The sequence below is a fragment of the Limnohabitans sp. genome, from assembly GCF_030158565.1.
GTDB lineage: Bacteria > Pseudomonadota > Gammaproteobacteria > Burkholderiales > Burkholderiaceae_C > Limnohabitans_A.
Map to the genome: position 1 here is coordinate 1 of NZ_JAOASQ010000022.1, position 13,780 is coordinate 13,780.

At 61.7% G+C, this 13,780-nt stretch carries 11 protein-coding genes; all 11 read right to left on the reverse strand.

The window, feature by feature from the left end; genetic code table 11:
* Positions 1-252 precede the first annotated feature (252 nt).
* Positions 253-1,299, reverse strand: coding sequence for an Ldh family oxidoreductase (locus Q1W40_RS03415; RefSeq protein ID WP_300708888.1), 1,047 nt, complete (start codon positions 1,297-1,299; stop codon positions 253-255).
* A gap of 66 nt (positions 1,300-1,365) precedes the next feature.
* Complete coding sequence (locus Q1W40_RS03420; RefSeq protein ID WP_300708890.1) at positions 1,366-2,106, reverse strand: LrgB family protein; 741 nt, start codon at positions 2,104-2,106, stop codon at positions 1,366-1,368.
* A 4-nt stretch (positions 2,107-2,110) separates the two neighbouring features.
* Positions 2,111-2,449 (reverse strand): CidA/LrgA family protein, encoded by a 339-nt coding sequence (locus Q1W40_RS03425; RefSeq protein WP_300708892.1) that lies wholly within the window; start codon positions 2,447-2,449, stop codon positions 2,111-2,113.
* Between the two features lie 66 nt (positions 2,450-2,515).
* Complete coding sequence (locus Q1W40_RS03430) at positions 2,516-3,919, reverse strand: 8-oxoguanine deaminase (protein ID WP_300708894.1); 1,404 nt, start codon at positions 3,917-3,919, stop codon at positions 2,516-2,518.
* A gap of 152 nt (positions 3,920-4,071) precedes the next feature.
* A complete protein-coding gene (locus tag Q1W40_RS03435; protein ID WP_300708896.1) occupies positions 4,072-5,034 on the reverse strand; it encodes a D-2-hydroxyacid dehydrogenase in 963 nt (320 codons plus the stop codon).
* An 11-nt stretch (positions 5,035-5,045) separates the two neighbouring features.
* Complete coding sequence (tkt, locus tag Q1W40_RS03440) at positions 5,046-7,037, reverse strand: transketolase (protein ID WP_300708898.1); 1,992 nt, start codon at positions 7,035-7,037, stop codon at positions 5,046-5,048.
* A 275-nt stretch (positions 7,038-7,312) separates the two neighbouring features.
* Entirely contained in the window at positions 7,313-8,740 is a 1,428-nt protein-coding gene (locus tag Q1W40_RS03445; RefSeq protein ID WP_300708900.1) for an FAD-binding oxidoreductase, read from the reverse strand.
* A 5-nt stretch (positions 8,741-8,745) separates the two neighbouring features.
* Positions 8,746-9,549 carry an HpcH/HpaI aldolase/citrate lyase family protein gene (locus Q1W40_RS03450; RefSeq protein ID WP_300709012.1) on the reverse strand — a complete coding sequence of 268 codons (804 nt, stop codon included), beginning with the start codon at positions 9,547-9,549 and terminating at the stop codon, positions 8,746-8,748.
* A gap of 99 nt (positions 9,550-9,648) precedes the next feature.
* Positions 9,649-11,136 (reverse strand): NAD-dependent succinate-semialdehyde dehydrogenase, encoded by a 1,488-nt coding sequence (locus Q1W40_RS03455; RefSeq protein ID WP_300709014.1) that lies wholly within the window; start codon positions 11,134-11,136, stop codon positions 9,649-9,651.
* A 43-nt stretch (positions 11,137-11,179) separates the two neighbouring features.
* Complete coding sequence (locus Q1W40_RS03460) at positions 11,180-12,691, reverse strand: altronate dehydratase family protein (RefSeq protein ID WP_300708902.1); 1,512 nt, start codon at positions 12,689-12,691, stop codon at positions 11,180-11,182.
* Positions 12,692-12,705: 14 nt separating this feature from the next.
* Entirely contained in the window at positions 12,706-13,638 is a 933-nt protein-coding gene (locus Q1W40_RS03465; RefSeq protein WP_300709016.1) for a tripartite tricarboxylate transporter substrate binding protein, read from the reverse strand.
* Positions 13,639-13,780: the final 142 nt, after the last annotated feature.

A 13,780-nucleotide genomic window follows, 5' to 3' on the forward strand; every position in this document is an offset into this window, starting at 1 on the left:
GTCCGGGATGACAGTTTTGAATAGATCCAGGTTTTTGTCATCCCGGGCGAAGACCCGGGATCCACTGTGTAGCGGTGCTCCTTGCGATCGTCGGTGGTGAGTCATGGATCCCGGATCAAGTCCGGGATGACAGTTTTAAACAAGCTCGGTATGACAGTTTTAAACAAGTCCGAGATGACGGTTTTAAGCAAGTCCGAGATGACAGTCGCTACAGATGGGCCTCACCGGTGCAATCTTCACAAGGCCTGTCCATCAGATCTCATTCGGCACAGCGACTTTGAACTTCTCGGCCCAAGGCACCAGCATGGGCATGATGTTCGGGTACAGCGCCACGCCTTGGCTGGCGCTGTCGGCTTTGAGCTTCAGGCCGCGCTCGCCTGGCGTGCGCACCCAGCGGTCGGGCTGCGCGGGACGCGAGGCATGGCATTGGCGTGACACTTCGTCCATCTGTGTGTTGAAGGCGCTTTGGCCTGCGAAAGCGCGGGGGTCGATGATCTGCAAAAACACCGTGGCTCCCCAGCCCTCAGGTGCGTCTGCGCGGCCATGGCCTGCCAAGCCGCCGGTCAAGGCTTCCACCATCCAGCTCAGGCCGTAGCCCTTGTGGCCCGAGTCCATGCCGCCCAGCGGCAAGATGGTGCCCTTGGGCTCGTTGAAGAGCACCGCCGGGTCGCGGCTGGGCTGGCCGTGGCCATCCATCACCCATTCGGCGGGCAGCAAGCCGCCCTCTTTGTGCAGGCGGTTGGTCATGCCGTTGGTGGTGGACGAGGTGGACACGTCGATCAGCACCGGCAAGCCCGAAGTGGGGATGCCCACCGACATCGGGTTGGGTGTGAACACTGGGTCCAGTCCACCAAAAGGCGCGATGCTGGCGGCGTTGGGGTCCGAGCAATGCAGCAGCATCATGAAGCCCTGATCCGTCACGCGCTGGTGGTAGGCCGCCAGGCATGCAATGTGGTGGCTGCGCCGGATGACCACGGTGCAAGTGCCTTGGCTGCGTGCGCGTTGTGTGGCCAGTTCGATGGCCTGCAGCACCAGCCAAGGACCCGGCAGGCGCTGGCCGTCCCAGGTCACTGCGGCCGGATGGTCCGATACCAACAGTGGCTGGCCCTCTTTGCGCATCTTGCCCGACTCCAGTTCGGCCAGATAAGGCGCCAGCAAGGCCAGGCCGTGTGTGGTGTGACCCAGCAAATCGCCTTCCAGCAACACGTCGGCGACGGCCTGGGCCTTGTCCGGCGGCAAGCCTGCTGATTGCAACAGTTGATCGGCAAAAGCCAGGAGGTCTGATGTGGCGTAGTTCATGGCTTCATCATAAAAAGAAGCCTTGGATGTGCTGTCGCCACCTGGACTCGGTGCAAGCGTTGGCCTTTAAAACCACCAACCCACGGCGTAGGGAATCAGCACCGCCCCTGCAATGCCGTGCAGCCCCATGCCCAAGCTGGCATAGGCCCCGGCCTCGGCATTGACGCTGAAAGCGCGTGAAGTGCCAATGCCATGCGCGGCCACCCCCAAAGCAAAGCCGCGCTGCCACCAGGCCGTGACGCGCAAGGCGTCGAGCACATAGCGGCCCAACACCGCACCCAAAATGCCGGTGCTCACCGCAAAGATGGCAGTCAGGGTAGGCGAGGCCTGCACGCGTTCGGCAATGCCCATGGCAATTGGCGCGGTGACCGACTTGGCCACCAGACCGCGCACCAGCGATTCGTCCACGCCCAGCCAGCGCGCTACGCCCACGGCCGTGAGCACTGAGGTCACGCCGCCCGCCACCAGCGACAGCATCAACACCCCTATGCGCCCTTTGAGCGAGGCAAAACCCTTGTAGATGGGAATGGCCAGCGACACCGTGGCCGTGCCCAGCAAAAAGTGCACAAACTGCGCGCCTTCGAAATACTGGGCATAGGGCATATCGAGCACGCCGATGCTCAGGCACACCAGCACCACCGCGATCAGCACAGGGTTGGCCAGCGGGTTGCGCTGGCTGCGCTCGTACAGCGTCAGGCCGATCAGGTAAGCGCTGAGCGTGAGCACCAAAGCCAGCAGCGGGCTGCCCGAGAGGTAGACCCAAATCTCGGAGATGGCGGGCAGGTCGGCGCGTGTCATGGGGTTCATGGCTTCAGCCCTTGGGCGCCAGCAGCTTGAGCACAAGTGCTGTCACCGCCACCGTCGCCAGCACGCTGATCACCAGCGCCGCGCTGATGGCCCAGGCATTGGCCCGCAACACCGGCAAATAAAGCACCACGCCCACCGACGCCGGAATGAACAGCAGCCCCAAGTGCTGCAAGATGCTGCTGCCCACCAAGTCCATGGCGGTTGGCACATGCCCGCGTATACCGAGAAAGGCCAGCAACAGCACCAGGCCCAACACCGGTCCGGGGATGAAGGGCAGGGCGAACTTGGACAGCAGCTCGCCGAGCGCTTGGAAGATGAAGAGTTGAACGAGGCCTTGGATCATGGCCTCAGTGTATGAAGGGCGTTAAAGAATGGCGAGTTTCAACAGTTGTGACGCGCATCAAGGTAATTACTTTGCCCCCAACGCCAACTGCATCGCCAACTGGTTGTGCCTTTCGATCAGCGGCCCCATGTCCACCGTGGCGATCTCACCCTGGCGCACCACCACGCGACCATTGACGATGGTGTAGTCGGCGTTGTCGCTGGCGCACAGCAGCAGCGCGCCCACAGGGTCGTGCACTGCGCCGCCCGCCATGCTGAGCGTGTCGGTGCGGAACAGGGCGATGTCGGCGCAAAAGCCTTCGGTGATTTGCCCCAGCTCGTGAGCGCGGCCCAACACCTCGGCACCGCCGCGAGTGGCCAGGCGCAAGGCGTCGCGGGGTGTCATTTCGGCGGGGCCGTGGTCACAACCGAACGGTTCTAAAGCCCTGCCCACACGCGCCAGCAGCATGGCCTGGCGGGCTTCGTTCAGCAGGTGCGCGGCGTCGTTGCTGGCGCTGCCGTCCACCCCCAGGCCAATCGGCACGCCCGCGTCGAGCATTTTGCGCAGCGGCAAGATGCCGCTGGCCAGGCGCATGTTGCTGCACGGGCAGTGGGCAATGCCGGTGCGCGTGCGGGCAAACAAATACGTGCCCTCGTCGTCCAGCTTCACGCCGTGCGCGTGCCACACGTCGTGGCCCACCCAGCCCAGGTCCTCGGCGTATTGTGCAGGGGTGCAGTTGAACTTTTCGCGGGTGTAGGCGATGTCGTGGTCGTTTTCGGCCAAGTGGGTGTGCAGGCGCACGCCGTGGGCGCGGGCCAGCTTTGCCGATTCGCGCATCAGGTCTTGGCTCACGCTGAAAGGCGAGCAGGGGGCCACGGCCACATGCGTCATCGCGCCGTAACTGGCGTCGTGCCAAGTCTCGATCAGGCGCTGCGTTTCTTTCAAGATGGCGGGTTCTTTTTCGACCACGCTGTCCGGCGGCAGGCCGCCTTGTGACTGCCCCACGCTCATGCTGCCGCGTGTGGCGGTGAAGCGCATGCCCACGGTGTGCGCCGCTTCGATGCTGTCGTCCAGCCGCACGCCGTTGGGGTAGATGTAGAGGTGGTCACTGCTGGTGGTGCAGCCGCTCAGCAGCAGCTCGGCCATGGCCACCTGGCCAGAGACACGCACCATCTCGGGTGTCAGGCCCACCCAGATCGGGTACAGGCCTTGGAGCCAACTGAACAGCTCGGCGTTTTGCACGCCCGGAATCGCCCGCGTGAGCGACTGGTACATGTGGTGGTGCGTGTTGATCAGGCCTGGCACCACCACATGGCGGCGGGCGTCGATCACCTCATCCACCTGCTTGACCAGTTCGTCGGTGTTTTCTGTCGCAGGGATGATCCGCTCGATGCGGCCATCGCGGATCAAGAGCGAGGCGTCTTTGAGTTCGGTGTTGGCATCGTCTTGTGTGGCGATGCAGCGGGCGCGGTGGATCAGCAGCGTGGTCATGGACTTGTCCTGGGCAAGGTGTGAAACAAGTCGCGGCCGAATCCCCTGGCCCCGCGTGAGCGGGGGAGGGCGAGCACCACGTTGCCGCGCGTCCCGGGCTGTGCAGTGGCTTGATTTTACGTAAGCCGAAGCGGCTGTTCGTGCCGCTGGCTTCAGGCTTTGGGCAGCACCTGATTGACGGGGGCACCGCGCACGAAAGCTTCGACGTTGTCGATGAGCTGGTCGGCCAGTGCCTGAATGGCCTCGGCACTGGCCCAGGCCACATGCGGCGTGAGGATGAAGTCGGGCCGCTCCAGCAAGGCCATGAAGGGGTGATCGGCTGGTGGCGGCTCAACGCTGGTCACGTCAAATGCTGCGCCCGAGATGTGCCCTGCTTGCAGTGCGGGGCCTACCGCTGCTTCGTCCACCAGACCACCGCGCCCGGTGTTGATGAGCAAAGGCTGGCGCGTCATCTGCGCGAATTCGGCTGCGCCGATCATGTGGCGGGTGTTCACATTCAAGGGGCAGTGCAGCGTGAGCACATCGGCTTGGCGCAGCACCTCTTCAAACGGTGTGTACAAGCTGCCTTGGCCTGTGCGGCCTTTGTGTGCCGAAAACAGCACGCGCATGCCCAGCGCGCGACCGATGCTGGCCACGGCCTGGCCCAGCACGCCGTCGCCAATCACACCCAATGTGGAGCCCGCCAGGTCGCGGATCGGATGGTCAAAGAAGCAGAACTGCGCGGCCTCTTGCCAGCGCCCGGCTTTGACGGCATCGCGGTAAGCGCAGATGCTGCGGCGCAGGGCAAAGATCAGCGCAAAGGTGTGCTCGGGCACGGTGTGCTTGGCATAGTTGCGCACATTGCTCACAACGATGCCCCGCTGCTGGCACGCTTGCAGGTCGATGTTGTCGGTGCCGGTGGCGGCCACGGCGATCAGCTTGAGTTGGGGCGCTTGCGCCAGTGTTTCGGCACTGAGCTTGACTTTGTTGACGATGACGATGTCGGCATCGGCGATGCGTTCTGCCGCTTCAGTGGCGCTGGTGCGCGGGTACTGCACCCATTCGTGTGCAAAGGTGGGCGCGCGCAGTGTGCTGTCGGGCGAGACCGTGTCGCGGTCGAGGAAGACGATTTTCATGGGCTTTGATTTCAGGCGGCCAGCAGGCGACGCGCTTCGGCCACCACGGCTTCGGGGGTGATGTTGAAAAGTTTGTACAACGCGTCGGCCGGGCCACTGGCGCCAAAGCCAGTCATGCCCACAAAGCCGCCGTCGATCCCCAGATAAGCGTCCCAGCCCTGGCGCACAGCGGCTTCTATGCCAACCCGCACACCTTGCGTCGCATCACCCAACACGCTTTGGCGGTAGGCCGCATCTTGCCCGTTGAAGAGTTCCCAGCAAGGCAGTGACACCACGGCGGTGGCGATGCCCTCTGCTTCGAGCGCTTCGCGGGCCTGCACGGCCAGCAGCACCTCAGAGCCCGTAGCCAGCAGCGTGACCTGGCGCGGGCCGCAGGCCGCTTCGTGCAGCACATAGCCACCGCGACGGGCCAGGTTGCCCGGTGTGTGCATGGTGCGCACCAGCGGCAGCGACTGGCGCGCAAAGACCAGGCTGACCGGGCCGGTGCTGTGGGCCAGTGCGGCTTCCCAGCATTCGGCGGCTTCCACCGCGTCGGCAGGGCGCATGACCAGCATGTTGGGCATGGCACGCAGCGAGGCCAAAACTTCGACGGGCTGGTGCGTGGGGCCGTTTTTGCCGATGCCGATCGAGTCGTGGCTGAACACGAATTTGACCGGCAGCCCCATGAGAGCCGCCATGCGCATGGCGGGGCGCTGGTAATCGGCAAAGGCCAGATAGGTTACCGACAGCGGCAGCACACCGCCGTGCGCCGCCATGCCGTTGGCCATGGAGCCCATCACATGCTCACGCACGCCGCAATGCACATACGAGCCGCCCCGGTCGTCTGCGGTGAAGGCCGTCAGGCCACGCTTGTGGCTGGTGGGCGCTTCCAGGTCGGCGCAGCCCACCATGCGTTCAGGCAGCAGCGGGGTCAGCAGGTCGTTGATTTCGGCTGAGATGAAGATGCCGCTCGGCGCAGGCGGGGCCTGCAAGGCGTTCTTTTTGTAGTCCAGCAAGACTTGTTGCCAGTTGGCGGGCAACTCGCCGCGCATCACCCGTTCAAACTCGGCGCGCTCGGCTGCGGGCAGGGCGGCCACACGCGCCTGCCACGCAGCGTGTTCACCCTGACTGCGCTGGCCAGCGTCACGCCAGGCCTGCTGCACACCGGCAGGCACTTCAAACGGACCGTGCGTCCAGCCCAGCAACTCGCGTGCAGCCTGGGCGTCTTCGGCAAACAAGCGACCGCTGTGGCCGCCGCGCTGGCCCTGCAGGCGTGCAATGCCTTTGGCAATCACCGTGCGGCACGCCAGCATCGACGGGCGCGGGTCGGCGCGTGCGGCATCCAGCGCGGCAGACACAGCCTCGATGTCGTGTCCGTCTACTTCGACCACATGCCAGCCCGCCACACGAAAACGCTCGGCCACGTCTTCGCTGATCGACAGCTCGGTGCTGCCGTCGTCGGTGATCAGGTTGTCGTCCCACAGCAGCACCAGCTTGCTCAAGTTGAGGTGGCCTGCCAGCGAAATCATCTCCTGGCCCACGCCCTCTTGCAGGCAGCCGTCGCCCACAAAGGCGTAGGTGTAGTGATTGACCAGATCCTTGCCAAAGCGGGCGTTCAAATACGCCTCGGCCACGGCCATGCCCAAGGCGTTGGCAATGCCCTGGCCCAGCGGACCAGTGGTGACTTCGATGCCGATGGCCGGGTTGCGTTCGGGGTGGCCTTCGCAGTGCGAGCCCAGCTCGCGAAAGCGCTGGATTTCTTCAATCGGAAAGTCCGGGTAGCCCGTCAGGTGCAGCAGCGCATAGAGCAGCATTGAGCCGTGCCCGTTCGACAGCACCACGCGGTCGCGGTCAAGCCATTGGGGCTCAGTCGGGTTGAACTTGAGATGCCGCGTGTACAGCGCGGTGGCAATTTCGGCCATGCCCAAGGGCACGCCCTGGTGACCCTCTTGGGCCTTGACGATGGCGTCGATGGACAAAAAACGAATGGCGTGGGCCAGGGCTTGTGGGGGGTGGGTGCTCATGCTGTTGGCGCCGGCCGCTTGGGGCGCGGTCGCCAGTCTCCTGTGTATTCAAACGATGACAAGGATTTTTGCCAGCTTGGTACATGAAGACAAGCGATGAATATTCAGGGTTGAGTGAAATCGGTTCAGGTAGGTGGGGTTGACGGCTTTCGACGGCGGATTCAACTGGTCAGCGCAACACATTCGCTGAACATCTCAGCGGGCGTATTTGCTTGTCTCACAGCTTGGGTAGCAACTAAAAATCAGCAAGAATTTTTGATGTTTCCTGAGGATAGTTACAAGCTTGGAAGCATCTTTCCAGGGTTAAGCAAATTCAGAGGGTCCAGTGCTTGTTTGATTTGCCACATCAATCCCAGCTCGATGCTGGATTTGTATTGTTTCAAGTCGTCCCGTTTGGCCACGCCAATCCCGTGCTCTGCTGAGATGGAGCCGTTGAGCTTGTGAACCAGGCCATCGACGGCGTGGGATACCGACTGGTAATGCGCTGCCATGAATTCTTTGGCACTCTGATGGGCGGGGCGCAAGGGGTTGAAGTGCACGTTGCCGTCGCCCATGTGTCCATAGATCACCATGCGGCAGTCCGGTGCCATGGATTTGACAGTCTGGCAGGCTTGGTCAATGAAGTTGGCGATGCTTGACAAGGGGACAGACACGTCACACTTGATGCTGCCCCCGGTTCGGGTTTGGGCGTCCGAAATTTCTTCGCGAATGCGCCAGAATGCTTGCACATCCGACAGGCTTGATGCGACGGCAGCATCGTTGACCCACGCGCGTTCGATGCCAAGTTCCAGAACTTGCATCAGGCTGGCATCCAGTGCTTCTTGTGAGCCCGTGGAGGTGAATTCCACGAGTACCATCCAGCTGGGTTGACCTTGCAGCGGGGGTGTGGCGTTGCCCAGGTACTCGCAAACCAGATTCATCGCATCGGCGGAAACCAATTCAAAGGCGGTCACCATGGGGCCCGCCATTTGTTTGGCCAGACTGAGCAGCTCCACCGCAGCCGCAGGGCTGTTGACCGACACGAAGGCCGCTGACGTGGCTTGGGGTTTGGGCATCAGTTTGAGGACGGCTGCCGTGATGATGCCCAGTGTCCCTTCGGAGCCGATGAACAGTTGTTTGAGGTCGTATCCTGTGTTGTCTTTGCGAAGGCCTCGCAGCGAGGTGTAAATCCGGCCGTCAGGCAGGACGGCTTCAACCCCGAGCACCAGATCTCGCATGTTGCCATAGCGAAGCACGGCGGTGCCGCCCGCGTTGGTGGCGATGTTGCCGCCGATTTGGCAGGAGCCTTCAGAGCCGATGCGCAGTGGGAACAAGCGCTCGGCCTGATCAGCTGCAGTGCGTGCGTTGCTGAGTGTGACGCCAGCTTGCAAGGTCATGGTGTCGTTGAGCGTGTCGACTTCCAGCACGCGCGACATTCTGCGCAAATTCAGGATGATGGCATCGCCAGCACTGTCTGGAACGGCACCGCCCATGAGGGAGGTGTTGCCGCCTTGCGGCACGATCTTGATCCCATGGTCATGACACCAGGACACGACCTGGCTGACCTGTTCGGTGCTTGCTGGCAGCACCACGGCGATGGCCGCACCCCGGTAGAGCTTGCGGTAGTCGGTGGTGTAGCTTTCCGTTTCGTGGGGCTCGCTCAGGCAGGCTGCAGGTCCGACAATGGCGGACAAAGCCGCTATGGTTTCTTGATGGTTTGGCATGGGTTTCAGTAGGCGGCGCCCGGTGTGGAGGGGGCATCTGGCGCAGAGGAAATGAACGATGAAGCGAGCTTGCGTGCCGCATTCGCGAACAGCAAGATGTCAACGCCCGTGGCCACAAAAGTGCATCCCAAATCGAGATAGCGTTGTGCCAGTGCCGGATCAGAGGTCAGAGTGCCTGCGGCTTTGCCGCTGGCGATGATGGTGCGCATGGCTTGCTCAATGGCGGCTTGTACGTCAGGGTGTCCCGGGTTGCCACGGTGTCCCATGGAGGCTGCCAGATCGGCGGGACCTATGAAAACGCCGTCAATGCCATCAACAGCGCAGATGTCTTTCAAATGGTGGAGTGCTGTCACGGATTCTGCCTGCACCAACAGGCAGATTTCTTCGTCGCTCACGTTCAGGTAGTCGGTGCGGCTGCTCCATCGCGAGGCGCGCCCAACGGCGCTGCCCACCCCCCGGATGCCCAGTGGCGGGTAGCGTGTGGCGCTGACGATTTGGCGTGCTTGCTCTGGCGTGTCGACCATCGGGACCAACAGGTTTTGCACGCCAATGTCGAGCAATTGTTTGATCAGGGCGACTTCACCGCACACAGCGCGCACCACCGCTTGCGCCCGGTACGGGGCCACGGCTTGCAATGCAGACAAGGTGGTGCGGATGTCGTTGGGGGCATGTTCGCCATCGATCAGCAGCCAGTCAAAGCCCGCTGTGGCGCTGACTTCTGCCAAGTAGGCGTCCGACATGGAAAGCCAGAAGCCAACTTGTGCCCGTCGGGCGGCCAAGGCCGCCTTGAATGGGTTGCCGGTGGGGATGCCGTGTGTCATGGTGTATGGACTTTCAAAAATGGTGGTGCCGGTGACCGCTGGTCACGGGCCTGTTTCTTGTTCTGAGGCGGGGGCGCGCTGAGCGGCTCAGCCAAGACCGCCTTGGCAGAAATACTTGATGTGCTGGTAATCGTCGAGGCCGTGAACAGAGCCTTCTCGCCCGTAGCCAGACTCTTTGACGCCGCCAAACGGTGCGGCTTCTGCTGCGAGCGCACCTTCGTTGATGCCCACAATGCCGCATTCAAGTGCTTCCATCACACGCCATATGCGAGCGGGATTTTGGCTGTAAAAGTAGGCGGCCAGTCCAAATGGGGTGCCGTTGGCTTGCGCGATCACTTGCGCTTCTGTGTCGAAGCGCGTGACGGGAACGACCGGGCCAAAGGTTTCCTCGCATGAGCAAGCCATGTCGGGCGTGGCTTCGGTGAGGACGGTGGGCGCGAAATAGGCCGCCAGGGGCGCATCGTCGCGCTCAATGCGGTGTCCGCCCGTGACCACCTGGGCGCCTTTGCTGACGGCGTCTTGAACATGGCGTTCGATTTTTTCGACCGCACGGGGATTGATCATGGGGCCAATTTGTGAGCTGGGATCTCGTGCAGGGCCTACCTTGAGTGCTGCAACGCGTGCGGCCAATTTCTTGACAAAGGCATCATGCACTTGCGTTTGGACATACACGCGGTTGGGGCACACGCAGGTTTGGCCGCCGTTGCGGAATTTGGCGACCATCAGGCCTTCGACAGCGGCGTCAATGTCGGCATCTTCAAACACGATGAACGGGGCATTGCCACCGAGCTCCAGCGAGAGTTTTTTCAAGGTGGGGGCAGATGCTTTAGCCAGATGCTTGCCGACGGGCGTGCTGCCCGTGAAACTGATTTTGCGAACCCGTGTATCTGCGAGCCAGACGTCTACCACCTGCGCAGCGCGTTCGCGTGAGGTGGTCACGATGTTGAGGACGCCTGGCGGCACACCGGCCTCTTGGGCTAGTTTGACCAGCGCCAGTGCTGTCAACGGTGTGTCTTCAGCAGGTTTGGCCACGACGGTGCAACCGGCAGCGAGCGCCGGGGCGATTTTTCGGGTAATCATGGCTGCAGGAAAGTTCCATGGTGTGATCACGGCGACAACGCCAACGGGTTCGCGAATGGCCATGAGCCGTTTGCTGCGATCCGGTGTGAGCATGATCTCGCCGTTGGCACGTGTGGCCTGCTCGGCAAACCATTGCACGTAGCTGGCGGCGTAGATGACTTCACCGTGGCCTTCTGCCAGGGGTTTGCCTTGTTCGCGAGAGATCAGTTTGCCCAGGTCTTCCTTGTGGGCGAGGATGAGGTCGTTCCAACGCCTGATCACGTTGGCGCGCTCTTTGGCGGGTGTGGCCTTCCAGTCAGAGAATGCGTGCTGGGCGGCATCGATGGCAGCCAAGGCATCGGCTGCGCCGCTGTCCGGCACTTGGGCGATCAGGCTGGCATCGCTGGGGTCGGTGACGGCCAGTGTTGATGGATTTGTCTCAAGACTGGGTTGCCAGTTGCCGGCGATGAAGTTGTGCGAGACGATCAAGTCGGCGCGGGTGAGGTTCAGTGAAATGGGCGAATTCATGAGGAGTTTGAAGTAAAACGGCAGGACGCAGTCAGCTCACAATGCCAAGGTGCCATGGCACAAACTCATGGTCACCCAAACCTAAAAGTTCGCTTTTGGTCAATTCACCTGATGCGTGTTTCAAGATGGCATCGAAAATGCGCTGCCCCATCTCGGGCAGGTTGACTTCTCCATCCAGGATGGCGCCGCAGTTGATGTCCATGTCCTGGCGAAGGCGCTCGAACATGGGGGTGTTGCTGGCCAGCTTGATCGTGGGGGCTGGCTTGGAGCCAAACATGGAGCCGCGACCGGTGGTGAAACAGATCAGGTTGGCACCGCTGGCAATTTGGCCGGTGGCGGCCACCGGGTCGTAGCCGGGCGAGTCCATGAAGACAAAACCTTTTTGCGTGATGGGTTCCGCATAGGCGTAGACGCCTTGAAGGGGCGTGGTTCCCCCTTTCATGGCAGAGCCCAGGGACTTTTCGAAAATGTTGGCCAAGCCCCCGGCCTGGTTGCCGGGGCCCACGACGCCGTTGAACTGGCCGTTGTGTCCTCGGGTGTACTCGGCCCACCAGGTGAGTTGGTCCAGCAGTTTTTGGCCGATTTCGGGCGATACGGCACGTCGGGTCAGCATGTATTCGACGCCGTGAATTTCGGGGGTTTCCGACAGGATCGCGGTACCGCCGTGGCTGACCAGAATGTCCATGGCTGCGCCCAAGGCCGGATTGGCCGTGATGCCGGAAAAACCGTCAGAGCCGCCGCATTGCAAGCCGATGCTGATGTGGCTGGCCGGGACGGTTTGACGTTGGTAGGCATTGGCGATGGGCAGCATTTCTTCCACGGCGCGGATGCCCGCATCGATGGTGGCTTGCGTACCGCCCACGTCCTGCATGACCATGGTGCGCATCAGGCGACCACTTTCAAGCCCTTGTGAATCGACGAGATCAGCCACCTGGTTGCGTTCACAACCCAGGCCGACGATGAGCACGCCGGCCATGTTGGGGTGGCGCGCGTAGCCTGCCAGTGTGCGTCGCAGCAAATCAAAGTGCGGGCTGGGCGAGGACATGCCACAGCCCGTGGTTTGGGGGAAAGCCGCGACACCGTCCACATTGGGGAAGTCTTTGAGTCGTTCGGGCGTGAAATACGCAGCGATCCGGCTGATGGCGGTGGCTGAGCAGTTGACTGAAGAGATCAGACCAATGAAATTGCGGGTGCCCACGCGACCGTCCTCGCGCACATAGCCCTGAAAGGTGGCGCGTTCGGCCTCTGGCACATAGGTCACGGGTCGCACGTCCAGACCAAAGCCCGGATCGCGATCGAAGTCGACAAATGCAAGATTGTGGGTGTGAACATAGTCACCCGTTTCAATGTCGCGTGCGGCCACACCAATCACGGCGTTGTATTTGCGCACGGGCTGGCCCTTGGCGATTGGACTGGCAGCGACTTTGTGTCCGGCGGGAATTTGTGCGCGCGCACGTGCAGACAGACCTGGTAGCTCCTGGCCAATGGCGACCTGTGACTTGGCGATGAGGACGTTGTCTGACGCATGCAGACGGATGAGCATGTTCGAATTCACAATCAGCCTTTTGCCAACAGTTCTTTGAGTTTGAGTCGCTCAATCAGCTTGGATTCGTGTTGAAACATCTGGGCCACGTATTTTTTGTAGTCCGGACCGTCGAGGTACATCAAGGGTGCATCGATGCGCGATGCCACGGTCTTGAATTCGTCGCTGTTGACGGCAAAGCGGAATGCGTCGCGCAGCTTCTTTTCCACATCTGCTGGCAAGCCAGCGGGCGCGCCAATGCCGTTGGGGGCATCGACCACCACTTTGAAGCCCAACTCCTTGAGGGTCGGGGTGTTGTTGAACCGTGGTGTGCGCTGCTCGCCCCATGTGGCCAACAGGCGGAGTTTTCCCGCTTCAACATGGGGTGCCCAGGAGCTGGAGTCTGCCAGCATGTCGACTTGACCGCCGAGCGTGTCGTTGAGTGCTGCCGCGCCGCCTTTGTAGGCAATGGCGTTCAATTGGATGCCTGCAGCCATGGCGAACTCTTCCATGCCTACGTGGGTCGCGCCGCCCACGCCGGCATGCGCGTAGCTCACTTTGCCGGGGTTGGCTTTGGCATACGCCACCATGTCTTGCAGGGTTTTGAATTTCGACTCCGGCACGACCGCAATGCCAAATGTCTGGCCTGAGGTTCGTGCGATGTAAGTGAAGTCTTTCAATGGATCGGCCTGCAGTGATCCAAGTTGTGAAAAGCGCGTGACGGAGATTGGAATTTGACCGATGGTGTAGCCGTCAGGTTTGGCGGCGGCGATGGCTTTGGCCCCAATCATGCCGGCTGCACCGGCCTTGTTCTCAACAGCGATGGGTTGTTTCAGGATGCGGGCTGCGACTTGACAGATGGCGCGCATGGATTGGTCGGCTGTTCCGCCTGCTGGCCAAGGGCAGATGAAGTTGATTGGACGAGACGGGAATTCCTCTGCAGCTTGGGCCCAAGTCGGCGCCAGCATGGCACCACCACTGGCAGCCGCACTGGCCAGGAATTGGCGTCGGGTCTGGTCAATTTTTTGCATGGATGTCTTCCTTGTTTGAAATGATGTGTGCGGCGATGTTGCGCTTTGATTTCATAACCGTCCAATCAAAAATTGGAAA

What these genes read in the sequence shown, in the direction of transcription:
- Q1W40_RS03415 (WP_300708888.1), bottom strand. Translation starts at nt 1,299, where the DNA reads ATGAACTACGCCACATCAGACCTCCTGGCTTTTGCCGATCAACTGTTG.
- Q1W40_RS03420 (WP_300708890.1), bottom strand. Translation starts at nt 2,106, where the DNA reads ATGAACCCCATGACACGCGCCGACCTGCCCGCCATCTCCGAGATTTGG.
- Q1W40_RS03425 (WP_300708892.1), bottom strand. Translation starts at nt 2,449, where the DNA reads ATGATCCAAGGCCTCGTTCAACTCTTCATCTTCCAAGCGCTCGGCGAG.
- Q1W40_RS03430 (WP_300708894.1), bottom strand. Translation starts at nt 3,919, where the DNA reads ATGACCACGCTGCTGATCCACCGCGCCCGCTGCATCGCCACACAAGAC.
- Q1W40_RS03435 (WP_300708896.1), bottom strand. Translation starts at nt 5,034, where the DNA reads ATGAAAATCGTCTTCCTCGACCGCGACACGGTCTCGCCCGACAGCACA.
- tkt (WP_300708898.1), bottom strand. Translation starts at nt 7,037, where the DNA reads ATGAGCACCCACCCCCCACAAGCCCTGGCCCACGCCATTCGTTTTTTG.
- Q1W40_RS03445 (WP_300708900.1), bottom strand. Translation starts at nt 8,740, where the DNA reads ATGCCAAACCATCAAGAAACCATAGCGGCTTTGTCCGCCATTGTCGGA.
- Q1W40_RS03460 (WP_300708902.1), bottom strand. Translation starts at nt 12,691, where the DNA reads ATGCTCATCCGTCTGCATGCGTCAGACAACGTCCTCATCGCCAAGTCA.
- Q1W40_RS03465 (WP_300709016.1), bottom strand. Translation starts at nt 13,638, where the DNA reads ATGCTGGCGCCGACTTGGGCCCAAGCTGCAGAGGAATTCCCGTCTCGT.